13 protein-coding genes and 1 pseudogene are annotated in these 22,762 nt (G+C 50.1%); 12 read left to right on the top strand and 2 right to left on the bottom strand.

What is annotated here, in order from left to right:
* Window positions 1–7: 7 nt before the first annotated feature.
* A complete protein-coding gene (locus DDZ15_RS16245; RefSeq protein ID WP_109648180.1) occupies window positions 8–1,615 on the bottom strand; it encodes a DUF4062 domain-containing protein in 1,608 nt (535 codons plus the stop codon).
* A gap of 496 nt (window positions 1,616–2,111) precedes the next feature.
* On the opposite strand from DDZ15_RS16245, the gene DDZ15_RS16240 reads away from it, so the two are divergent.
* The 12 genes and pseudogenes from DDZ15_RS16240 to DDZ15_RS16185 all read left to right on the top strand — a co-directional run bounded on the left by DDZ15_RS16240 (window position 2,112) and on the right by DDZ15_RS16185 (window position 20,949).
* A complete protein-coding gene (locus DDZ15_RS16240) occupies window positions 2,112–3,272 on the top strand; it encodes a 6-bladed beta-propeller (RefSeq protein ID WP_109648179.1) in 1,161 nt (386 codons plus the stop codon).
* A gap of 329 nt (window positions 3,273–3,601) precedes the next feature.
* Window positions 3,602–4,783 carry a 6-bladed beta-propeller gene (locus DDZ15_RS16235; RefSeq protein ID WP_109648178.1) on the top strand — a complete coding sequence of 394 codons (1,182 nt, stop codon included), beginning with the start codon at window positions 3,602–3,604 and terminating at the stop codon, window positions 4,781–4,783.
* A 415-nt stretch (window positions 4,784–5,198) separates the two neighbouring features.
* Complete coding sequence (locus DDZ15_RS16230; RefSeq protein WP_109648177.1) at window positions 5,199–6,353, top strand: 6-bladed beta-propeller; 1,155 nt, start codon at window positions 5,199–5,201, stop codon at window positions 6,351–6,353.
* A gap of 248 nt (window positions 6,354–6,601) precedes the next feature.
* Window positions 6,602–7,621, top strand: a complete 1,020-nt coding sequence (locus DDZ15_RS16225) for a 6-bladed beta-propeller (RefSeq protein ID WP_109648176.1) — start codon at window positions 6,602–6,604, stop codon at window positions 7,619–7,621.
* A 186-nt stretch (window positions 7,622–7,807) separates the two neighbouring features.
* A complete protein-coding gene (locus tag DDZ15_RS16220) occupies window positions 7,808–8,890 on the top strand; it encodes a 6-bladed beta-propeller (RefSeq protein WP_158278755.1) in 1,083 nt (360 codons plus the stop codon).
* A 494-nt stretch (window positions 8,891–9,384) separates the two neighbouring features.
* Window positions 9,385–10,623, top strand: coding sequence for a 6-bladed beta-propeller (locus tag DDZ15_RS16215; protein ID WP_109648174.1), 1,239 nt, complete (start codon window positions 9,385–9,387; stop codon window positions 10,621–10,623).
* Between the two features lie 460 nt (window positions 10,624–11,083).
* The gene (locus tag DDZ15_RS16210; protein ID WP_109648173.1) at window positions 11,084–14,167 is read left to right on the top strand and encodes an efflux RND transporter permease subunit; all 3,084 of its coding nucleotides are present in this window, start codon (window positions 11,084–11,086) and stop codon (window positions 14,165–14,167) included.
* A gap of 116 nt (window positions 14,168–14,283) precedes the next feature.
* Window positions 14,284–14,672 (top strand): annotated as a pseudogene (locus tag DDZ15_RS17110) (endonuclease domain-containing protein).
* A gap of 130 nt (window positions 14,673–14,802) precedes the next feature.
* Window positions 14,803–15,891: an efflux RND transporter periplasmic adaptor subunit gene (locus DDZ15_RS16200; protein WP_109648172.1), complete on the top strand. Its 1,089-nt coding sequence runs from the start codon at window positions 14,803–14,805 to the stop codon at window positions 15,889–15,891.
* A gap of 94 nt (window positions 15,892–15,985) precedes the next feature.
* Window positions 15,986–16,369 (top strand): endonuclease domain-containing protein, encoded by a 384-nt coding sequence (locus DDZ15_RS16195; RefSeq protein WP_109648204.1) that lies wholly within the window; start codon window positions 15,986–15,988, stop codon window positions 16,367–16,369.
* Between the two features lie 118 nt (window positions 16,370–16,487).
* Window positions 16,488–19,703 (top strand): efflux RND transporter permease subunit, encoded by a 3,216-nt coding sequence (locus tag DDZ15_RS16190; RefSeq protein WP_109648171.1) that lies wholly within the window; start codon window positions 16,488–16,490, stop codon window positions 19,701–19,703.
* 151 nt (window positions 19,704–19,854) lie between these two features.
* On the top strand, window positions 19,855–20,949 hold the full coding sequence (locus tag DDZ15_RS16185; protein ID WP_109648170.1) for a 6-bladed beta-propeller: 1,095 nt from the start codon (window positions 19,855–19,857) through the stop codon (window positions 20,947–20,949).
* A gap of 555 nt (window positions 20,950–21,504) precedes the next feature.
* Here DDZ15_RS16185 and DDZ15_RS16180 read toward each other — a convergent pair.
* Window positions 21,505–22,056 (bottom strand): collagen-like triple helix repeat-containing protein, encoded by a 552-nt coding sequence (locus tag DDZ15_RS16180; protein ID WP_109648169.1) that lies wholly within the window; start codon window positions 22,054–22,056, stop codon window positions 21,505–21,507.
* Window positions 22,057–22,762 lie beyond the last annotated feature (706 nt).

Below are 22,762 nucleotides of genomic sequence, written 5' to 3'. Positions count from 1 at the left end.
GCAGAACCTAACTCATATCCTTTACGGTGATATACACCTTCTTAACCTCAGCGGGTACTTCTTCTTTTGGAACAATTGACGAGACCACTTTGGGGGCTTTGAAATTTCGCGCCCTGTTGCTGCTCGGATCATCCTCTCCAACAAGGAACAGGGGAGTGGGAGAAGAAGCACCGCCCACGGTTTTCCAGACCTGTTTGGTAAACGGCAGTGCCCAGTCGGCGGCATATTTGAAATAGACAACCGCCAGCTTGCTCTTCGGTATTTGCTGAGTGCTGATCTCCCGGTACTTGTCTTCACCGTCTGGCAGGATGTTCATAATCTCAACCGGGTATTCCGTGCTCAGGTGGTCGGTAATAATTTTAGCTTCCGCCTCATCCTGCTGATTGTAGATGAAGAAGATCTCCGTATCCTTCGAGTCGAACAGCTCCTCTTCCTCTTTCTTCATCACCACGCGCATGTCGTCGACCAGCTGCATCGGCCCCATGCTGTTGGAGAACATCATGTTCTGGGTAATGTTGTTGCGGATAAAGTTGATAAAATTGCGCTGATCAGGTTTGATGCCGGCCGAAGCTTCCGGCAGCATCCAGATAAAACAGTTGAAATCCGTTTCGCCCGATTCAATCATTTTTCTTGCTTCCAGGAACTGGAATTGCGGGAAGGAGACCTCGCTTTCAAATTCGAAGCGCCTGCCGAATTCACCGCCAAGCATGTGAAGCGAACAAGAACAGCGTGCCATGTCTTCCCGAACCTTCTCCTTAAAGGATTCGTCATCGGCCGGACAATCGGTGGATGGCAGTACATTAAATCCAGCCTTTTTCAGCGTAATGGCCATCTCTTCGCGCTCCTCCTTCAGGTCGCTGGAAGTCCACGCCAGGTAGACGCTGGGCCCGCTCTGATCCAATACCTTTACCTTCGAAGCGGACGGGTGAGAGGATGAAAAGGCACCCTTTGACGGTTCGGGAGAAGAGAGTGTGGACGGATTTACGGCCTGAGGCAGATGCCGGTCAATATCCTTGATTCCCTGTACAATCTCTTTGATGGCATAGGCCAGCTTGTTGATCTGGTTCCTGTAGAGAATCCTGGCCTGTGCGGTTCCCGCCTGAATGTCGTCATCCACGGGCCTGAGCGGCCGGTTCACGCCGGCGTCACGGTAGATAAAATCAATGGAGCGCAGTGTTCCCGCGAGCTCCGTTTCAAGCAGCCGAAGATCGGTAACATCGATATCGTGTATTTTAACGGGAAGTATCCGGGAGGTGAAATTGCCGTTTGAAAGCCGGATGGTGCGTTTAAAGCGGTCATTATCCGCAAAATCCTTGAATACTTTAAACTCCTGCTTCCATGCAAAGGATGATGTATCACAGTAGGTTTGGGAGATGACCGGAATAAAGATCAGGGATTTGATCTTATTACCGATGGACTGGTCCACTACATGATTGTCGCTCAGCCCGCTTTCAGGGTTTTTGTCAAAATAGATGGTCAGCCGGTCCTTCAGGGTTGCATTCAGTTCCTGCTGAAGCCTCTCAACAAATTCCGTAACCCACCCGTCGTATTTGTTATCGTGATGCCGATAACTGACGAAAATATCGTGTTCGTAGCCAGGTAGAAGTGACCCCATAGTCAGAATAGAGATAAGATTGGTTGCAGAGCGAGATTAATAAAAAAACTTGGCATCTCAAAAAGTATAATGTAATTAGGTATAGACGGGTGAGCCTCAAACCTTTTTATAAAATTTCACGGAAAGGTTAAAATCTTTTGACAGCCAATTGGTTCTGCCGTGAGCGGAAATTTTGCGTGATGAAGAAAAAACGGCGGGGACAGATGTCTGCAGGCGGCAGGAATCCGGCAAATCCGGGTTGCAGGCGTTGGATTTATTATCTATATAGTACGGTGGTATGACTCAGGTAAAACACTGTTTTCGCAACAAATGATTTTTTCAAACGTCAGACGTCAGACGTCAGACGTCAAACGTCAAACGTGAGACGGGGAAATCCCAAATCCTAAATCCCAAATTCCAAATTCCAAACTCAAAACTCAAAACTAAGAACTATAAGTACCCTGCAACTAACAACTGACCACCGACAACACACAACCATTCATAAATAATCAATTCCATGATTCGACTCAGTACCTTTTTGATAGCCCTTGTCCTGCTCCTGGCTTCCTGCTCCGGTGCACCCGACGTCGAGATCCCCGAAGAGGTGGCTTCGCTGGAGAATGTTACCGTTGTTACGGATTCGTTTGAAGATGTACCCGAATTGAACCCAGAACGTGTGGCCAGGTTCGGTGAGACAGAAGATGTATTGATCGGGCGTATCGGTTCAAGCGTGGTTGATGAAAATGGCCGGGTATTTTTAAATGATACAGATCAAAAAGTCATTCATGTATTTAACCCTGACGGAAACCGGATAAGACAATTAGGCAGGGAGGGGGATGGCCCCGGAGAGTTTCGTAGTCTGGGTACGCTGCGGATTTCAAACGGTTTTCTGCATGCGATGGATGCGTCTCCAAGGCGGATAAGCCGGTTCACTCTGGAATCGCTTGAATTTCATTCCAGTATCAGCTTTTCGGAAGACAGTGCCCCGGTTGAGTTTGGGTTTCCCTACACCTATTTCGCCCGTCCCGACAGCAGCTACCTCATTTTCTTTACGGGACCCTTTATGCGGGACAGGGATGCCGATGAGATGGTTTGGGAGAGTGCCGTACTAAACCCGGACGAACGGTTTGAAGAGGATGCATTCTTAACCATTCCTGCAAACGAATGGCTTGTAATTTCCGGCGAGGGTTTTATGAGGGCATTTCCGGCCCCTTATGGAAGAAAGTCTCTCATCGCGATGAATTCTGACGGGACACTTTATCACACCTGGTCTGAGCATCTGCTCATTAAATCCTACTCCATGGAAGGACAATATCAACAGGCCATCTATTATCCATATCCGAAGGCCTCATTGGACCGCAGTGATGTAATGAGTAGAGTGAAGGATCGCAGCGAACAGGATCAGTCCCATTTAAGAAATCAAAATATGCCTTCAACCTGGCCGGCCGTTGATGCCTTGCACGTTGACGACGAAAACAGGTTTTGGGTGTCGGGAGTTACGGAAAACAGTGAAGAGTGGAAATGGATGGTATTCGGCCCCGGGGGTTCTCCGCTTGCTACATTCACCTGGCCCCGGTCCACTGCAATCAGGCACATTCAGGACGGGTTTATCTATGCTTACGAAACCGATGAGGAGACAGGACTGGCGGAGATTGTGAAGTACGATTTTGATTTGTGATTGTTGATTGGGGATTGATGATTTTGGTGAAAAGGCAAAAGGCAAAAGGCAAAAGGCAAAAGCCAGACGTCAAACGTCAAACGTGAGACGGGAAAATCACAATCTTCAAATTCCAAACACGCAGCGAACTCCGCGCCTTCTCAGCGTCCGCTGCGGTTAAGTTTGGTTGATACTTATTTCAATTTGTGATTGATGAGCTGAAAAATTTTTTACTCCAACTGACAACAGACAACTGACAACCAACCAAAAACAAGAACCTATACTGCTGACAGCTGAAACCTGATAGCCGGCAGCCAATCATCAATCATCAATCATAAATAATCAATTTCATGATCCGAATCCGTCTCCTTTTACTGCCCCTCATCCTGTTCCTCGCCTCTTGTTCCGGCACACCCGACATCGAGATTCCCGAAGAGATTGCCTCCCTCGAAAATCTCACTGTGATCAGTGCCTCGGTTGAGGAAGTACCCGAATTGAATCCGGAACGGGTTGCACGGTTCGGAGATACGGATGAGGTGATTATTGGACGGATGGGACGTGTGGCTGTTGATGATCAGGGCCGTGTGTACATTGCGGACGGCAACCGATATGTGATTCATGTATACGAGCCGGATGGCTCACACCTCACTGAGATCGGCGGGGAAGGAGACGGTCCGGGCGAATTCCGCCGGATATCCTGGGTTCAGCCGCACGGTGAGTTTCTTCATGTACTGGACGGCAGCAGCCTGCGCATTTCCAGGTTCAGCCTTGATGATTATCAATTTGTGGATGATGTGGTTATACCATACGAGATGAATGCAGAAGGCGGATACCTCCAGTATCCGGGTACCTTTTCCGTACTGAATCCGGATACCTACCTGATTCATTTTGGAGTGGGCTATTCAACCGGAGGAGATTCGGCTGAGAAACCCCGGATTGGTGGAAGAGTTCTGAAACGGGAGGAAGGAAATTTTGAAGAGGGGACTGTTTACACTTTTCCGGCCAGCGAGGCTCTTGTGAGAAGAGGAGAAGGAAGTGTGCACATTATGAGTACGGACTATAATCGCAAATCTCATATTTCGTTTGATGGAGACAATACCATAATTCACGGATGGACAGATGATTTACTGTTCAAAATGCATGACACAAATGGAAGCTACCGGCAAGCGATTTACGTGCCATATCAAAACACATCGTTGAGCCGTACCGATGTGCTTGCTGAGTATGCCGACAGGGAAGAACCCTGGATCAGCATGGTTCGAAACGACGACATGCCGGAGACCTGGCCGGCTTTCGATGATATGCTGACGGATGATGAAGGGAGAATATGGGTTTCACTGTTCACGGAGGATCCCGATACATACACCTGGCTGGTGTTGGATCCGGAGTCAGAAGAGGCTGCCGGCAAGGTAATCCGCCCGAGGGAGTGGTCGATCATTGATGTACGGGATGGATTTCTATACGCTAGAGAAACCGATGAGGAGACGGGATTGGTGGAGGTGGTGAAATATGGGATTAGTCTTGAGTCATGAGTCTTGAGACGGGAGACGTCAAATGTCAAACGTCAAACGTCAGACGTGAGACGGGGAAATTCCAAACCCCAAATCCCAAACTCCCACTGCGTTCTCCGCGCCTTCTCTGCGCCCGCTGCGGTTAGATAGGCGTGATTTTGTTTAGATTTATGATTTTAGTGAAAAGGCTCCACTTCGCCAACTACTTCGTAGTTTAAGAAGGCTACGAGGAGCAAGCAAAAGGCAAAAGGCAGAAGGCAGAAGGCAAAAGGCAAAAGGCAAAGGGCAGACGTCAAATGTCAAACGTGAGACGAGGAAATCCCACACCCCAGATCCCAAATTCCAAACTCCTAACTCCCACTGGCATTACAACTAATAACTATCAACTGAACACCGACAACTCACAACAAATCATACATAATAAATAATCATTTCCATGTTTCATCTCCGATTTATTCTCTTACCCCTCATCCTGATCTTCGTCTCCTGCTCCTCATCGCCGGAAGTTGAAGTACCTGAAGATATCGCCGCCATGGAGAACGTGGCCGTTTTTTCCGGCCAGGAAGAGCCGCAATACGACATCTCCCTCACCGAGCAGGCCCGGTTCGGGGATACAAATGAGATCTTTATCAGTTCCATATCGGGTATCGCTGTGGATGACAATGGGAACCTGTATCTGGCAGATCAGTCGGAAGCCACGGTACATGCCTATGATCCCGATGGGGAGTACCGCTTTTCAATCGGACGCAGCGGAGAAGGTCCGGGAGAGTTCAACGCCGCATATCAGCCTCGGATTCACAACGGTGAACTTTATGTGCTCGACATCAACCAGCAGCGCATATCGGTTTTCAATCCGGAGGATGGCACATTTCTGCGGACTCACCCGCTTGGCGGGGGAAGTGATGACCTGAGCGGATTTCCTGTGCAAGCCGAACCGCTGAGCGACGGACGATTCCTGGTTTTTTACAACCAGATGGAGCGCGACGGGGAGAAATTTCTGATGGGCCGGACCCCCAGAATCGTGGACGGGGATGGGAATGTGCTCTCATCCGGGTTCATCGAATTCCGGCCGGCAGAGATGCATATGCTTCAGAGTGATAACAACATCCGGATAATGTCTCTCCCGTTCATGGGCAGCACCTATGCGGATGTGTCGCCCGCAGAAGAGATCGTCTCGGGCTTTTCCGACAGGATCCTGCTGCACGCCAGGAATCTGGAAGGCGAGGTGATCCGCTCCATCTACCATTCCCGGGAGAGTCCGCCCCTCGACCGCGACGGCATGATCGCCGATTACGAAGACGAAGCTATGAAAGACGCCCTGCGCCGCATGGATATCCCCGAAACTCGCCAGGCATTCCTGGACATCGAGACGGACGAAGAAAACCGCATCTGGCTTACGCTGCCAACAGTGAATGAAGAGGAAAACGAGGTCTGGGTGCTGGCCGAAACCGGAGAAAAACTGGCGGCCTTTGTGCGTCCCGCCACCGACATGATGGAACTGGTGAAAGACGGACATGTCTATATCCGCGAAACGGATGAAGAGACGGGGATTGTGGAGGTAGTGAAATATGGGTTTAGTCTAGAGTCATGAGTATTGAGTCATGAGTCGTGAGACGTCAGACGTCAAACGTGAGACGGGGAAATTCCAATTTCAAAATCCCAAAATCCAAATTCCAATAACTCTAAGTACTCCATAACTCCCGCGTAGCGATCCCTTCGGGGCAGGCACTCGAAGTACCCCTAACTCCCAACTCCCGAGAAACGATTCCTTCGGGGCAAACAAATGACCACTGACTACTAACTACATACGGATCAGCTAATAGGTTTAAGCATTTTTGAATGATGAGAATTTTTGTCTGCAATATAGTTTTTGCCGCATTAATACTGGTTTCGTGTGATTCCGATAATCACAATACTGAGAATCGAAAAAGTAATATCCAACTTGTATATAGTTTTGGTCATGATAGTCCGGGTTTACTCTCAAATCCTTATAAACTTGCATCGGATTACGATAAATTTATCTATGTAAGTGACCCGTATAAGTCTATAGTTATCCAGTATGATATGGAAGGTAATTTTATTCGTGAGTTTGGGTCCAGAGGGAGGGGACCGGGTGAATTAACACATGCTTCTGTTATTTCAGCTGATACTGGCATTGTTGTCGTAGAAGACCAAGGAAATAAGAGAACCCAGATTTTTGATTCAAATGGTGAATTGCAGTCTATATTTCAACATTTACATTCATCAATTTCTATGGCTGTTCATGACGGAAAGATGTATTCATTTTCTCCTTCATCTTTATCAATGAGTTCAAATTTGGTACAGGACTCGTTATTTGTGGTAACTGATTTTGAAGGGAATGAAGTACGGCAATTTGGGGAGATGAAGTATAAAAACTCAGGCTTGCCTTCAGGTGCGCATTGGCCGGCAATGAAAATTAGTGGTCAAAAATTGTATGTTGCCTATATCTACTTTCCGGTACTTGAAATTTATGATTTATCTGGAAATAAAGAATTTGAAGTAAATCTAAATGATTTCGAGGGTCTGTATAATTATGATGAAGACATTTTATCGACAATACCGGCTGAATCAATGAATCAGCAAATGGAAGCAGTAATTCGTGCAATTGATGTAATAGATGAAAACATCTATATCATGCGTCAAAATAAAGATGTCATGATTGATAAATTCAGCTTCAATGGGGGTAGTCTAAGTCATGAAGAAACTTTTATATACACAAGTAAATCTGAGGAGTATTTCCCAATTGATATGATTGCAGACCCAGCTGGTGATGGATTTTATGTATTAGAATTAGGGGGGCAGCCAAAAGTATCACGGTATAGTGTTATCCGGAATTGATCTAATAACTCAATACTCTATCAAGATTCCGAAATGATTGCGATGACTACATTCACACTATTTAAGAAGCTTTTCTTTTACAGTAAAATGCAGTTCATTCCGTTTCTACTCATCTTTTTATTACTGTTTTCCTGCCAAAAAGATGCGAAAAACGTCAGCCGGTTAGAACCCACAGGAACCCTCTCAATGGAAACCAATTTGATAATTGGCCTGGAGGAACAGCCTTTTGAGAATCAGTTTGGCAGGCCACTTGCTGTACGAACTGACGCGGAAAATAACATTTATGTTGCCGATCGGGGAAACCTTACAATCAAGGTGTTTGATAGCGATGGAAACTACCTCCGAAGCCTGGGCGGTCGCGGAAGGGGCCCGGGTGAATTTCAGGATATAGAACTGATGGAATTGACACCTGAGAATGACCTGGTCGTTATGGACAGGGGAAATCTGCAATATACAGTCATATCTTCTGAGGGTGACTTAATTGACTCATATCCATATAATTTGTCAGACCAGTTTTTCCCCACAGCCATTCAATATTTGGACGGTTATATGCTGGCTCTTTTTTTAGACGCCAGCCCATGGTCCAAAATTGAAAGAGAAAACCGGGATCTTTTTCATGTTTACAGCGAGGATTTCCAGAAACGTCGCTATTCGTTTTTTCCCTATAACGCATTAGATATTCAAGGCAGGTATCTGTGGCTTGAAACGATGTACGCCCCGGGCAGTTTTACATTGGCAAATGACAACAGCAGGTTTTATTACTCTCCCGCCATTTTTACTGGTAACTTGTACGAATTCGCAAAGAACGAAGAAGGGTTATGGGAATACCGCAAAACCCTGCAGGGTGCCATACCGGATGTAGAACCCTACGTTATATTAGACTCCGAGGAAGAGTACAGGGAGGTGAGATTGTTGCCCGGATCTTCCATCATCTATTCAAGCGGCGGACCCTATATGGGTCGTATTTTGAGTATCAATATGGGCATTTTTTCTCTCGAAGACGGCAGTCTGATACATTTTTATGGAATCAGGCGTGAGAACAAAGAATTTACCGAAGAATCAGGTTATCATTATCTGGACATGTATGCCCAGGTATTTGACCCGAATGGGAAAATCCTGCATTATGATTTATTGACTACGATGGATGAAAGGCGCTTTTCAAGGACCAAGTCATTTATCAACTGGCAGGATGAGAAAGGAAATTATTATTTGATCGGACATGTAGAGGACGTTCCGGTCATCAGGAGATTTACGGTACAGATCAATTGACCAGTGCCGGAAAGCTTATTTTTAAAGATATAAGAAGAAAGCAGAGGTCAGAGGTCAAACGTCAAACGGGAGAAGAGGAAAACCCAAATCCCAAATTCAAAATTCAAAACAACTGACCACTGACTACTAACCACATACAAATCAGCTGAAAGCTACCCACCGCCGCGCCCTCCGCGACTCCTCTGCGTCCGCTGCGGTTAAGCTTGAATGAGTTTGTTTCTGCTCATGATTTAGTGAAGAGGCAGACGTCAAAGGTCAAACGTAAAACGTCAAACGTCAGACGGGGTAATACCAATTATCAATTCCCAAAATCCAAATTCCAAAGACTCCAAGTACTCGCCAACTCCTGACTCCTAGCCCAAAATACTCTACATTTGTAGAATTATATTCAATTTTGTAGAATAAAAAGTATCAAAATCTGAAGAACTACTATCAACAAACAACTGGCTGACATCTGAAGCCTGATAGCTGAGAGCTCATAAAATTCCGGTACTATGAACAAATTCTACAGGAATGCCACAGAAACACGGAAAACCACGAAATTAGAACTCCTCTTCTGTGCCTCCGTGGCAGTCACCCTGTTCCTGTTGATTCAATCCTGCTCCGCCCCGAATGTAGAACTGCCAGAGGAAATCGCATCCCTCGAAAACCTGGCGGTGTTTCCGGCTGATACCGAGCCAGTGCGTGAAATCGAACTGATTCCCGAAACGGTCTACGGGGATACGGAAAATGTTCTGCTCAGCGACTGGCTCATGGTTCACGTGGATCCCCGCGGAAGGGTCTTTATCGGAGACAGCCGCCAAACGGCCATTCACCTCTTCAATCCGGATGGCAGCTACAACCGGCAGATTGGACGAGAGGGTGATGGCCCAGGTGAGTACAGGGCTGTGGGGGTGATGCAGTCGGACGAAAACTATTTTTACCATTACGATCGGAGAAACCGCCGGATTACCCGGTACGATCCGGATACATTTGAGGTGGTTGGTGACTTTTCGGTATCGGTTCCGTCGGACGAGGAGGCTGCATTTCCACAATCATTCAGTTCATTTTCGCTTGTACCGGATAATAATCTGATACTGGCACATCTCAGCATGGGCTTTCGTGCAGGCAGGCCGAATGCTGATCCTTCGGAGCGCCGCATCCGGGGAAGGATGATGAACGCCGTTACCGGCGAATTTGCAGGTGATGAGGTGTACAACTTTCCGGCATCGGAGGCTTTGGTACACCACGGCGACGGCAGCATGTCGGTTATGTCGGTTCCCTATAAGCGATCGTCGGTCGTACAGGTGCATGAAGATGGAATCATACACGGCTGGAACGAGCATTTTCTGTTCAAATACTATGATCTGAATGGGGAGTACCGAAGGGCGGTCTATTACGATTATGAAAATCCGCCGTTAAACCGCAATGAGATCCTGGAAGATTACCGGGACCGCACCGAGCCCTGGAAGAGCATGGTGGAGAACGACGACATGCCCGAAACGTGGCCCTCGTGGACAACCTTCATGCCCGATGACGAAGGCCGTCTCTGGGTACAACGACGCACGGATGACCCGGACGCCACGCAGTACCACGTTCTGTCAAACACCGGCGAGCTGCTGGCCGTCTTTCCCTGGAATCCGGATCATCGCATCCAGGAAATCCGGGACGGAACACTCTGGGTATTGGAAGTGAATGAGGATGGGCTGAGGGAGGTGGTGCGGTATGGGTTTGATTTGAGTCGTGAGTCTTGAGACGCCAGACGTCAAACGTCAAACGTGAGACGGGGAAAATCCCGCGAAGTGATCCCTACGGGGCAAACAACTGACCACTGACTACTAACAACATACAGATCAGCTGAAAGCTGAAACCTGTAAGCTGACAGCTCAATTAAAACTTTCCTTATTTCCATCTCGTCTATAAATAAACTGTTGCAGTTTCCAGAAGTTTATACTATTCTTTTCGTTGCACACATGGCACAAGGCGTAGGGTGCATGCTTCAGGCTTCAGGATGCAAGCTACAGGCGCCAAGCTGTCTCGAGGCTTCGGAACCAACTGTCAACTGCCATCTGAGGCCATAATGTTATGAAGATCTAAATCATGATTCCAAAGTTGCCAACTGCCAACTGCCAACTGCCAACTTAAACACCGGACGCTGATAGGACCCGGAAAAGCACCGGGACGCTGTCAGGTCCTTAAATCAAATCATAAGCATTGCTCCTAAACCGACCCATAACCGCTATTATCCTGATCCTGGCTGCCTTCATTTTTGGCGGGCTCGCACTCAATGAGCTTTCGGTGGATCTGCTGCCCGACGTGGATTCGCCCAACCTGGTGGTGCGTACCGACTGGCAGGGTGCGTCGCCTCGCGAGATTGAAAACCGGATCAACGACCGGCTGGAGGCGGTGCTGAGCACCATTCCCGGCATCGAGCAGGTGCACGGATTTGCCCGGCAGGGGCAGAGCGTGATCTACCTTAGTTTCCGCTGGGGCCACAACATGGACCTCGCATTCCTCAACGTACGGGAGAAACTGGATCAGGTTCAGTACATCATGCCCGACCAGGCCTCGCGTCCGCAGCTCATATTCAATACCACGGCCGATGAACCGATCGCGGTGATTGCGGTCACCTCGAAAGACCGTCCCAATGCCGATTTTGAAACCCGCCTTGCGCTGAAGCGGTGGGCCGAGCAGGTGCTCTCGAGGCGCCTTGAACAAGCCGAAGGCATTGCGCAGGTGGTTACGGTGGGGGCCGTAGAGCCGGAAGTGCAGATCCGCTACCTGCCGCGGGAGATCGACCGATTCGGGCTGTCGCTGGGTCAGGTGCAGAACCTGGTGCAGCAGGCCAATATCATGAGTCCGAGCGGGGAGATCCGCGACGGCTGGTATCGCTACTCGCTCAAGATAGAGAGCCGCATACGCGAGCTGGAAGAGCTCGAACGGATGCCGCTCACCTTGCTGGGAGAGGGTCGCATCCTGACTCTGGGTGAAATTGCCGAAGTAGAGCTGGCAGAGACCGATCCCACTTCTTTCGCAACCCTTCAGGGCGAGCAAGTGCTCAATCTGCTCGTGAAAAAGGAGTTTGGCAGCAATACGGTGGAGGTGTTCGACACCCTCATGCCGCTGCTGGAGCAGATGCGTGAACTCTATCCCAACATCAGCATGGAGATACTGCGCGAAGACGCTACCTTTATCCGCAAAGCGATCTCCAACCTGCTTCAGACGCTTCTGATCGGCGGCGTTCTTGCCTTTTTTGTTCTGTTCACCTTTTTGAATGATGTGCGCACCCCGTTTACGATTGGCGTGGCCATCCCGGTCTCCATCTTTCTCACCTTTTTTGTGATGTACGTATCCGACATCCAGCTCAACATCGTTTCGCTGAGCGGACTCACCCTGGGGATCGGTCTGCTGCTCGACAACGCCATCGTGGTTCTCGAAAACATCAACCGGCACATGCCGCTTACAAAAACCGTGAAGCGCGCAGCATCCAGGGGTACCAAAGAGATTGCCCTCGCGGTAACGGCATCAACCTTTACAACGATCTCCGTCTTTCTGCCGCTCATCTTCCTGGGCGGATTTGAGGGGGCTTTTTTCCAGGATCAGGCCTACACACTTTCCATCAGCCTGCTGGCCTCCCTCATGGTGGCCCTGGTGATTCTGCCGGTTCTGGTTGTTCAGATTCTGGAACGCCGTAAAAGGAAAGATGATGAAAACGGAATAAAAGGCGATGGCCAGCTCAACACGCGCGCATTTTTCGACAACCTGCTGGAGCGGTATGAGGGAAGCCTGCAGCGGGTACTGAAACGTCCTTTATGGATGTTTATGGGCGCACTGCTGCTGGTAGCTGCGGCGGGTTATGCCTTTACGGTGGTTCCCAAATCGATGCTGCCTGAGGACGAACCGTCGCTGGTTACATGGCGCATACAGTTGCCCGGAAACACATCGCTACCGTCCACGCGTCAGGCGTCCGATGCGCTCCTGCTCCGCCTGCAAAATGCGGGCCTCGGCGGCGGACGCATCCAGATGGAGGGCGGGTACACCGATCAGACCAACCTGGCGAATCTGGCACGGGAAGGATTGAATAAGTTTACCGTCACGGTGCCCGTCAACGGTTATGAGGACGCCGAAGAGGCCGCCGCCATCCTGACTGATTTTGATCAGGATTTTCCGGAGTGGACCGTGGAGCCCGTATCGGATACCCAAAGCTGGAGTGCGCTGATAGGGGCCGATCAGCCGCCCGTGCTGTTTCGCCTGATCGGAATGAACCGCCAGGAGAGTGAGCGACAAGCCGGACGCCTGGAACAGTCGCTGCGCGATGCGGGCCTGGCAGTGGAGTTTCGAAAGCAGTACGAGCAGGAGGTGGATATCTGGAACCTGCGATTCCGGATCGACCGCATGCTGCAGCTGGGTATCAGCGAGCAGGAGGTGATCCGCTACCTCGAGTCGGTAACCCGAGGCAGTTTTGTGAGCGACTGGGCACGCGAGGATGAACGAATCAGCATCCGGCTTCTGGGCCAGCAGGGGCAGATATATGACCCAACCGATATCACGCTTCGCCTGGGAAGCCGTGAAATTCCACTCAGCTATATTGCCGAAATTGAGCGGGCAAGAGAGCCCGAACAGCTGGAGCGGGTGGACCAGACGCCAGTGCTCAGCTATGTGGCCGACTGGACCCTTGCCGAGTGGTGGTGGAACCGGGGCGAAACCATGGACGCGGTGCGCGATTTTATCCGTTCAACCGGAACCGAGGTGCAGGTGGCGGGCAACGCGCTGATGGTGCAGGGGCTGATGACCGACATGGCCGCCCTGCTGCTGCTCAGTATTCTGATTATCTACATCATTCTGGCTATCCAGTTCGAAAACCTGAAGTATCCGCTGATCATCATCCTGGCCGTGCCGTTTGCCTGGGTGGGGTCGCTGCTGATCATGTGGATTACCGGTACGGGGCTTAATGCGATGTCGTTTATGGGCGTACTGATACTCACCGGTATTGCTGTGAACGACTCCATCCTGAAGGTGGATTTTATGCGCCGCTACCTCGAAGATACCGGAAACCTTGGTAAAGCCATTGAACTGGCCGGCCGGCACAGGTTTCGTCCGGTAGTGATGACCAGTGTTACCACAATATTGGGCCTTGTTCCCATGTTAATTCCATTCGGGGAGGGTTACGCCTTCCGGCAGTCCCTGGCCCTTGCTTTGATGGGAGGCATGATTACCAGCACCACGCTGACGCTTTATCTGATTCCGGTAATTTTCGGGTGGGTGGAAAAGGGGAGTGAAAAGGCAGAAGTGATATGATTACTGAAAACCATGAATGGACTTCGAACGCTCCCCTCCTTTCCAAGGAGGGGCCGGGGGTGGTTGAGAATTGACCACAGTCACGTTCTCAAAGAAGATTTTGTGATAATGACCAAATGTTAAATCCGAAGAAAACAAAGAAACAGCGCCAGTATCTGCGCAATCACATGACCAAATGGGAAGTTCGTCTTTGGAATGACCTGAAAGGCAGGAAGATGTTGGGTTTTAAGATGAGGAGACAGTATGGAATTGGAATTACATACTTGATTTCTACTGCCCGCAACTGAAACTGGCTATAGAAATTGATGGTGATGTCCATTATTTCAAAGAGACGGTCAAAAAAGACAGGATGAAAGATGAATTTCTAACGGCTGAAGGAATCAAAGTTATCAGAATTGAAAATCTGGATTTTGAAGAGGATTATGAGAGTGTAATCGTATATCTGGAAGATCTTTTTAAAGAACGTGCCAGTGAATGTAAGATTGATATAAATGAAGAAATTTGAAGGAACCACCCCCGGCCCCTCCTTGGAAAGGAGGGGAGAACCCTAATCCGAATGAAAGTTCTTAAAACTTTAACACCCACGAGAAACCCTTTTCACTTTTCACTTCTGCCTTTTCACTCAAACACCGACAATGAAATTATCAACGTACTCATCAATTGTAATCTTATTAATAATTACCGCATGCTCCGGCGCCGAAGATCCTGAACGCCCCGAACGGCCGGATGATGTGGATATCCGGCCCGACGTCATTTTTGCGATGGCGGATGACGAGCCCCTTAATGTCTACATCGAAAGCCAGGGGGTGGTGGAGCCGCTGCGCGAGATCGTAATTCGTCCCCGTATCAGCGGGTTTATTACGGAAAGCGAGTTGGATGACGGCAATCGAGTGGAGGAGGGAGAGGTAATCCTCGCTTTTGACGACGAAGAATGGCAATACCAGCTGCTGCAGGCACAGAATGAGTATGAGTCGGCCCTGGTGGCGTATAACATTGAAACCCGTCAGCGGCAGGGCAGAAATGATTCTGAGCAGATGGACGGCGATCGGATGGTGCGCATCAGCACGGGACTGGCCGCGGCCGAGGTAGCCCTGGAGCGGGCCAAGCTGGATCTGTCGTACACCACTATTCTGGCTCCATTCAGCGGTGAACTGTCGGTACCCGAACGAATCACGCCCGGCGCCTATATTGGTGCAGGTGCCGAACTTGGACGCCTCATCGACGACACCACGGTACTGATTCGATTCGATGTGCTCGAAGCGGAACTCAACCGCCTGAGCCGCGGCATGGCCGTGGATCTTTCAACACCCTCCGGTATCCGGAAACAGGGCAGCGTGAGGGCGCTTTCGCCGGTGGTGAATACGGAAACCAAAACGGGTCAGGTGGTCGTGGAAGTGGATAACAGCGACCGTGCACTGCGGCCGGGCATGACCGTGGAAGGAAGAATACAGATTGAGCAGCATGAAGGCATTGCACGCGTACCGCGGTCGGCCATCCTGGAGCGTGACGGCGGACGAACCCTGCTGTTCAAGCTGATTGGTGAACGCGTGGAGTGGGTCTACGTGGATCCCGAGTATCAGACATCCGAGTGGGCCATCATCAACCATGAACAGATCGCCCCCGGCGATACAGTAGCCGTTGACCGGCACTTCGCCCTGAGCCACCTGCAGAATGTGAGGCCGCGGATGGCGGGTCAGATGGTGATGGAGGAGGTGGAAGAGTGAAAAGTGAAAAGGTAGAAGTGAGAAGATAACAGTCTCCCCTAACAAGGGGAGATTTAGAGGGGTGTTTAATCTTGGTGTTGAACTGAATGTACTTATGAAAATTTATTACAACCCAAAACTCAAACCACTTGCTAGAAAACTTCGAAATAACTCGACTCTAGCAGAAATTCTCCTTTGGGAAGAGATCAAGAGTGATAAGATGTTGGGATATTGTTTTTTGAGACAAAAGCCTATAGGTAATTTTATTGTTGATTTTTTCTGCAACAAACTAAAACTGGTAATTGAAATTGATGGCGATTCGCACAATGAAGAATCCTTTCAAAAAGATATGACACGGCAGCACTGGCTTGAATCAATTGGATTGACTGTCCTCAGATTTGATGACATTGAAGTAAAGAAAGACATGAATAATGTATTAATGTCAATAGAAGGATGGGTTAGGGATTATGAAGAATCAAAAGGGATTTTTAGAGAATAAAGTTTTACAGTTCATTTCATGATGATGTTATGTTAAATGTATTGATATTAGAATGATGAACATCCCCCCGCCCCCCTTTTTTAAGGGGGAGTAAACTAAGAAGCTTTAACAAGTAACCATGCGCGAGATTTTCCGCCGAAAATATTTCATCTCCCTCAGCTACATGCTCATCGCACTGGTGGGCGTGGTGGCGTGGATGAACATCCCCGTGGAGATGGCGCCCGACCTGCGTCTGCCGTCGGTGACGGTTAGTTACAGCTGGGGCAGCACCTCCCCTGAGGTAATAGAGCAGGAGGTGACCCGCAGGGTGGAGTCTGTGGCCACGCGCCTTCGTAATGTGGAAAAAATCCGGTCGGTGTCGCAGGAGGGACGCTCGAGCGTCACCATCACCTTTGAAGAGGGAACACCCGTGGAGTACAGGGTGCTTGAGCTGCAGGAGTATCTCTATGGGCTCCGGGAGGAGTTCCCGCCACAGATTTTGCAGCCTCGTATCAGCCGGTCGATTCCGCGTGAGCTGCAGGACCAGGAAACGTTCATGGCCTACTCGGTGAGCGGTGAGCGGCCCACCAACGACCTCTACCAGCTGGCCGTTCAGCAGATCCGCCTGCAGCTGCTGGGACTGGAAGGGCTGGCAGACGTAGAGATTCAGGGGGCGATGGATCCGGCCCTGACCCTGCGCTTCAATACCACCCTTCTCGAGCGCTACGGATTTGATTCATCCTCCATCATGAACACGATAAGGGAACGGCTGAACTGGCGATCCAGCGGATTTGTGGAGAAAACCAGCAGCCGGATGAGCATGCTTATTCCCCCGCAATTCGAGTCTATCGGCGATATCCGGCAGATGAAGCTGACCGTTCCCGGCAGCAGCCGACAGATTTTGCTTGGCGACATCGCAGAGATAGGGATAGAGGACTATCCCGTTAAAAGCATCAAGAGGTTGAACGGCAAGCCGGCGCTCACGCTCATTTTTGTTCGCGAAAGCGGTGCGGACGCGATGGGCCTTGCGGAACAGGTGCGGACGGAAATGGAGCGTATTTCATCCAATCTTCCGCCCGATATCACCATCCAGCTGGAACGGGACTCCACCGACGACCTGCGCGCTCAATTCGGCGACCTCCAGTACCAGTCGGCATTCAGCCTGCTGTTTGTATTTATCATCCTGCTGCTCTTTATTCGCCGCCTGAGGGCGCCTTTTGTGATTCTGGGCAGTATCATCTTCTCCCTGCTCATGAGCCTGAGCATTCTCTTTTTTATGAATTATACCCTCAATGTACTGACCCTTGCAGGGCTCACGGTTGCGCTTGGTATGATCATCGACAATGCCGTTGTGGTGTTTGAGCAGCTCAACCCGAAACTGCCGGCCGGTCGGTCCGAAAGGCTGAATCACATTCGAAAAGAGCTGCCCTACACGCTGGTGCCGGTATTCGGCAGCACGCTTACCACCGTGGGGATCTTCATTCCGCTCTTTTTTGCGATGGAGGAGCTCCAGCTCTTCCTGGTGCCGCTTGCCGTCGCACTCACCCTCACCCTCGTGTCATCGGTCCTGATCGCACTGAGCTGGATTCCCTATTCACTGATCTGGCTGGTGCAATCGGAATCGGTTAAACGGGATGGGGCCTTCAAGAGAAAAGTGAGCAAGATTTTAAACCGGGTCATGATCCGCGGTTTTTATATTCGGTACCGTCTTCGCTGGCTGTTTTATGTCGGCGTCGTGGCGCTGTTCGGCATTCCGCTTTTTACGATCACCGAACCGGACTGGGAGGAGACCTGGTGGCCAGAGTTCACGCGCACTTACTTTGACAATCGGAGCAATATCGATCCCTGGGTGGGCGGACTCACCTATAAATTCTTCAATGAAACCTACTTCGGAACACCCTGGAGCCGATCTGAAGGGGAGCGTATTTTTGTGAGTATCCGGACTCCCCAGGGCACACCGATTGAAGAGATCGACAAGATGGTGCGGGATTTTGAACTTACCGCCATCCCCTACCAGGAGGCGTTTACCTATTTTGAAGCGGATATTTCGGAGTATTCCGGTGCACGCCTGCAATTCCATCTCAAGGATGAATATCTGTACCGTACAGAACCGTACCAGTTCTATTCGGAAGCGATCTTTCTGGCTACCAAAATCGGGAACTCCGGCATCTCGGTGAGCGGCCTGGGCGACGGACACAGCACCGGATTCGGAGGAGGCATCTCCGGACAGCGCGTAACCCTCAGGGGTTTCTCCTATGATGAGCTGCTGCTTCTGGCAGAGGACATCGCCGCACGGCTGATGCAGAATCAGCGCGTGCAGGAGGTGGACATCCACAGCGTGGGGTGGGGCCGAAGTGATCTGTTTCAGTATGTACTGAATCTGGATGATGAGCGGCTCTCGATGCGCGATCTGAACCGCCGCGATGTGCTGGAGTCGCTCCAGCTCGATATCAACCCGACCAACGTGCGCGGACAGGTGGAGCTGAACGGTGAGCGGATGTATCTGATCGGCACCAACCAGGCACAGACACAGTACGAATCCGATTTCCTCGACCGGGCACGGATATCCGGTGAGAAGCTTTTCAAGATTGACGAGATTGCCGACCTGACCCGCGAGAAAACCATGTCGCAGATCATTCGGGAGGATCAGTCCTACAGCCGCACCCTCACGGTCGATTTTCTGGGTCCGCCCCGGCTTGCTTCCAACTACATCGAATCGGTGCTGGAGGAGGTTCCCGTTCCGGTGGGTGCGTCCATTCAGTTTGGATCCGGTTTCTGGTCGTGGGGTGAGGATGAGAAATTGCAGAACTACCTTTTGCTGTTGATGCTGACCATTCTGAGCGTCTGGATGATTGTTTCGGCCCTTCTGGAGAGCTGGCGCGATCCGCTCGTGGTTCTGCTGGCCATACCGATGAGTCTGATCGGGGTGATGGCGGGAGCCCTGTTCCATGACATCAATTTCGACCAGGGTGCAATCGCGGGCACGCTGCTTGCCGTGGGCGTGGTGGTGAACAACTCCATTCTGCTCATTCATGAAAAACAGCGCTGCCGGGCGGCGGGTATCCACGGACTTCGAAGCTGGGTGAAGGTGTACCGCAACAAGATGCGTGCGGTGCTGATTACATCCTTGACGACCATGGGCGGACTGCTCCCGCTGATACTGATCGGCACCAACGCCTTCTGGACCGACCTGGCCGTGGTGGTACTCTGGGGCCTGGGCACCAGCCTCACGCTGATCCTCCTCACAATGGGCATCTGGGAGAAAGCGGAACCCAAAGAGATTATTCACCGCGGAGCCACAGAGGCCGCGGAGAAGGATCACCGCGGAGACGCTGAGAGCGCAGAGAAAGTTTAAGGAAGCTTTTATCATAATTTCTATGGAGTTGAGGTGGGTTCGATTCGTTCTTTTTTCTAAAAGAAATATTTCTAATTGATAAGAGAACATTATTCCTTAGCGTCCTCCGCGCCTCTGAGGTGAAATAAATTTTGAACGAAGCCTGAGATTTATGAATCGATTTCTGAAACAGTTACTCATCATTTTAAGCATCCCGTTATTCATATCCTGCAGTTCGGATCGGGATATGGACAGTGCAGCAGAGATCCGAACGGATGAGCTGCCGGGGGTTGGCTTGGAACGGCTCTTCACCATCGATGAGCCGGAGGGTCAATTTTTTGAATATATCACCGCCATAGATACAGATTCAGAGGGCAGGATCTTTCTGGTGGATCAGAGAGCCCACAGGATTTACGTCTACGGCCGCGACGGGCAATTTCTGACTGCATTCGGGCAGGAAGGAGCGGGTCCTGCGGATTTTCGGGCGATTCTGCGCTTTATGATTGATGAGAACGACCGCCTGATCATTTTTGACATGTTCAACAATCGCACCGCGGTGTATGAGGAATCCGGGGATACCTGGGTGCCTGAATCGTTTATGACCATTGAGGGATCGCGATTCGGAGCCGAGGCGGTGGATGCCGCCGGCAATGTCATTGTCCGGCAGAGCAAAAACCAGATGCCGGAACCCGGTGTGTACTGGTACATTCACGAACTGGCACCGGCCCATCTGGATTCCGGATTAACCGGCGATAAACGGTTGGAGTTCAGGGAGATGAACAACCTGGTTACGGACGAGCTGACGATGCGGCGAATTCCATTCGGGCGAACCACGCTGCTGGCCGCAGGCAAGGACGGCAGATATTATATGGCCTGGAACGACAGTTTTAACGTGGAGGTGTACGATATGAGCTTGAACCTGGTCGATTCAGTGAGGGCTCCGGTTCCCAACCAGCCGGTGACGCAGGAGGAGCGAAGCGCCGCACTGGAAGCTGCAGGGCCGCAGTTCCGGTCCCTCGCCTCAACTCATATGCCTGAAACCAAACCGGTAGCCGCCTCCATGAAGGTGGATCCCGCAGGAAACTTCTGGCTGCATACGTATGATACCCCCGAATACCTTGTTCTTGATAACGAGGGAAATCCCCTGGGCAGCTTTGACCTCCCCGGTGAGGACGAAGAAATACTGCACGTAAGCAGCGACAGAATGTATACCGTAAGAACCGGCGAAGAAGGAACCAAGATTACCGTTTACGAATTCTGTCTTTAGATTGATTGAGGTATAGAATCCGGTTTGTTGGTTAAAGTGAAGGTTAGTTCGATTTAAAAATCAGTGACATTGGCAGCGAAAAGTCCCCTCCTTCTCAAGGAGGGGATGAAGGCGTAGTTGAGTCAGGTTTATGAGCAAATTTTTCAGTTTGTATCATGTTCAAATATCTGTAACCACCCCCGGCCCCTCCTTACAAAGGAGGGGAGCGTCAATTCACCTTATTATCTACAGGATTATAAAAACTCCGCGCCCTCCGCGACCTGGCGGTAAATAAAGAAACCCCTCCATGACCAAACTGCATCACGGAGGGGCTTTGCTCTGGTGTTCTCAGTTTTCCCCGTCAAGCCAGCGTCTCATCTCTGATGGTTGCCGTCTGTTAAAAATAGGTGATTAATTAAATCCCCTCCTTTTCAAGGAGGGGATTTAGGGGTGGTTGAACAAGGCCTATCAACTAATTCCGTACTCAATCATCAGTAAAAATTCTGTCTAACCACCCCCGACCCCTCCTTGAAAAGGAGGGGAGTATTAGTTCAATTAATCTTCGTTTTAAGTAAGCTAGTTTATTTTTCCAAGATCCTGAATCTCCACACCCAGCAGCGACTCCAGCTCGTGGAAGGTGTCTGCATCCTTCGCGCTCTTCATCTTGCCTGCATTCACGAAGTCGGCAGGAACATGCACGCCCCGAATCAGCAATCCCGCATACTCGTCTGCAGCGCCCAGCGGATAATTGGCATCCAGAAATATTCTGAGATCCACAAAGGTGAAATCGTAGTCGAGCAGCTGTGTACCGTTTTGAGTAAACTCGATGACCGGCAGCTTTCTCCATACTTCCAGGTCCTGCTCTTCGATATAATCCTCGAACACAAATGCGAGAACCACATCCGATTCCAGCATCTCAATCTGTGAGGGGATATCCTGGAAGAACTCGAAGCCGTTGGACTGCAGCAGGTCCACTTCAAACTCAAAAGATGTGGGTAGAATGGTAGGTCCGGCTGGTCCTTGAGGTCCGCGTGGCCCCTCTGGTCCTACGGGTCCCCTTGGACCACAGGATGTGAGCAACAGAAAGATGGAAACGGCGGCAAATATAAATTTAATCAGCTTTTTCATGGCAGGTTGGTTTCTGTGGTTTTGTTTGATGAACTACTTATTTCAACGGCGGAACGGGTTGCGGGTTGCCGGGGTCTGGAATACCATTAAAGCATTGTTAATAGGATAGTTTATATAAATAAAGGGCTATCACATTTTCATGTGAGAGGGCCCCCATCCTGAGAGCGAAATGGGTTGAATTAGATGGAAGCGGAAATGGATCGTGCCTAAGGCACTTTGGAATGGGGGGAATTTCTTTAACCCCGCAAGGATGCCCTTGGCATATTCCGCGGACCCAAACCAAACCCATATGATCTGCGGATGAGCATCTGGAAAGAGCTGCAAACCGGCAACGGGGCAACGGACTGATATACCCGTACACATTATGAGTAAGTATTGAAGAGAGTCGATGAATTGATTTAAAAAGCTCTTATGGTTTCACGCAGATTTTTGCTGAGTTATTCGCTGATTTTCGCAGAGTATTAATATTAATCTGCGCTTATCTGCGGTTCATCAGCGTGAATCTGCCCCAAAGGGATGCCTTCGGCACGAGAAACCGATAGGATGAGAACCGTAAAATTCATCGGATGACTTTCTGCGGAATGGAGTGGTATTTGATAAGTTGGAATGTTATTTCGTAAAAGAATCATCCGATGAAGTGTTTGAGCAAACAAAAAAACCTGACAGCGCACTGTAAAAAATCAGTCACGCTGCCAGGTTTTGAAAC

It is taken from the genome of Rhodohalobacter mucosus, from assembly GCF_003150675.1.
In the GTDB taxonomy this organism is placed as follows: domain Bacteria; phylum Bacteroidota; class Rhodothermia; order Balneolales; family Balneolaceae; genus Rhodohalobacter; species Rhodohalobacter mucosus.
Note: the sequence above shows the minus strand (reverse complement) of the source record. Positions and strands in the feature narration are given on the sequence as shown.

Excerpts from the sequence above, each read along its gene's own strand:
- DDZ15_RS16245 (WP_109648180.1), bottom strand. The coding sequence starts at position 1,615 with ATGGGGTCACTTCTACCTGGCTACGAACACGATATTTTCGTCAGTTAT.
- DDZ15_RS16240 (WP_109648179.1), top strand. The coding sequence starts at position 2,112 with ATGATTCGACTCAGTACCTTTTTGATAGCCCTTGTCCTGCTCCTGGCT.
- DDZ15_RS16235 (WP_109648178.1), top strand. The coding sequence starts at position 3,602 with ATGATCCGAATCCGTCTCCTTTTACTGCCCCTCATCCTGTTCCTCGCC.
- DDZ15_RS16230 (WP_109648177.1), top strand. The coding sequence starts at position 5,199 with ATGTTTCATCTCCGATTTATTCTCTTACCCCTCATCCTGATCTTCGTC.
- DDZ15_RS16225 (WP_109648176.1), top strand. The coding sequence starts at position 6,602 with ATGATGAGAATTTTTGTCTGCAATATAGTTTTTGCCGCATTAATACTG.
- DDZ15_RS16220 (WP_158278755.1), top strand. The coding sequence starts at position 7,808 with ATGGAAACCAATTTGATAATTGGCCTGGAGGAACAGCCTTTTGAGAAT.
- DDZ15_RS16215 (WP_109648174.1), top strand. The coding sequence starts at position 9,385 with ATGAACAAATTCTACAGGAATGCCACAGAAACACGGAAAACCACGAAA.
- DDZ15_RS16200 (WP_109648172.1), top strand. The coding sequence starts at position 14,803 with ATGAAATTATCAACGTACTCATCAATTGTAATCTTATTAATAATTACC.
- DDZ15_RS16195 (WP_109648204.1), top strand. The coding sequence starts at position 15,986 with ATGAAAATTTATTACAACCCAAAACTCAAACCACTTGCTAGAAAACTT.
- DDZ15_RS16190 (WP_109648171.1), top strand. The coding sequence starts at position 16,488 with ATGCGCGAGATTTTCCGCCGAAAATATTTCATCTCCCTCAGCTACATG.
- DDZ15_RS16185 (WP_109648170.1), top strand. The coding sequence starts at position 19,855 with ATGAATCGATTTCTGAAACAGTTACTCATCATTTTAAGCATCCCGTTA.
- DDZ15_RS16180 (WP_109648169.1), bottom strand. The coding sequence starts at position 22,056 with ATGAAAAAGCTGATTAAATTTATATTTGCCGCCGTTTCCATCTTTCTG.